Annotated in this window: 1 protein-coding gene; it reads right to left on the reverse strand. The window is 54.2% G+C overall.

Annotation, left to right across the window (positions count from 1 at the left end; all coding sequences use genetic code 11):
- Nucleotides 1–54 precede the first annotated feature (54 nt).
- Nucleotides 55–987 (reverse strand): IS5 family transposase, encoded by a 933-nt coding sequence (locus tag C8N36_RS23920; protein WP_097807154.1) that lies wholly within the window; start codon nt 985–987, stop codon nt 55–57.
- Between the last annotated feature and the right edge of the window lie 63 nt (nt 988–1050).

The raw sequence follows: 1050 nt of genomic DNA on the forward strand, positions 1-1050 counted from the left end.
GGCTTTGTTGCACAAATTGGGTTTAGGACGTTCTCCCCCTAACCCCAGACGGATTTAGGCTACGATCTCAGTGACAGGTATGCCAAGCTCGGTATAGCGATTGAGCACGGCGATACGGATTTGGATTTCCGCAACCTGTCTGTCGAAGTCCCGTGCCATGAGCGATTGGCCCATTAGTTTCAGGCAGTGCATCTTGGTTTCGACGCGGCTTCGTCGGTGGTATCCGCTCCAGCGTCGCCACACAGTTCGACCCAAGTATCGTTGTGCTTTGACCGCGTCGTTCCGAGCTATGGCTCCGGCGCTCGTCGGTTTCCAGGGTTTGGCATTTTTGCGTGGTGGGATCACCGCATGAGCGTTTCTGCCAGCAATGACTTCGTGACATTTGCGCGTGTCGTACGCTCCGTCTGCGGTGACACTGCTAATGTCTTGGCTGGGCGGAATTTGGTTTAGGAGGTCGGGCAACACGGGCGCATCACCGATGTTGCTGCCTGTGACTTCAACCGCCCGTACCTCTAGCGTTTCTTCGTCAATACCTATGTGTATCTTGCGCCAGATACGTCGTTTCGAGCCGCCATGCTTGCGGGCATTCCACTCACCTTCGCCCTCTGCTTTGATGCCTGTGCTATCGATCAAGAGGTTCAGCGGACCAGTTCCACCGCGATATGGCAGGCTTACGTTCAGCGTTCGCTGACGGCGGCAAAGGGTGCTGAAGTCTGGTACCGCCCAATCCAGTCCGATGAGTTGCAGCAGGCTTTGCACAAAGCCTGTGGTCTGTCGCAATGGCAGCCCGAACAGCACTTTCAAAGTGAGACAGGCTTGGATCGCAGCGTCACTAAAGTTCTGTTGTCGACCACGCTTGCCGCTCGGTGGTGGTACCCAAACCATCTCAGGATCAAACCAAATAGACAGTGAGCCACGACGCTTCAAACTGTCATTGTATGACGACCAGTTTGTCGTCTTATATCTTGTAGGGGACCAACTGCTCATAACTCACGGCTATCATGCTGGATTCAAAAGGTGAATCCAGCATGGGATTTGTGCAACAAAGCC

It is taken from the genome of Pelagimonas varians (genome assembly GCF_003208435.1).
GTDB classification, from domain to species: domain Bacteria; phylum Pseudomonadota; class Alphaproteobacteria; order Rhodobacterales; family Rhodobacteraceae; genus Pelagimonas; species Pelagimonas varians.

What these genes read in the sequence shown, in the direction of transcription:
- C8N36_RS23920 (WP_097807154.1), bottom strand. Translation starts at nt 987, where the DNA reads ATGAGCAGTTGGTCCCCTACAAGATATAAGACGACAAACTGGTCGTCA.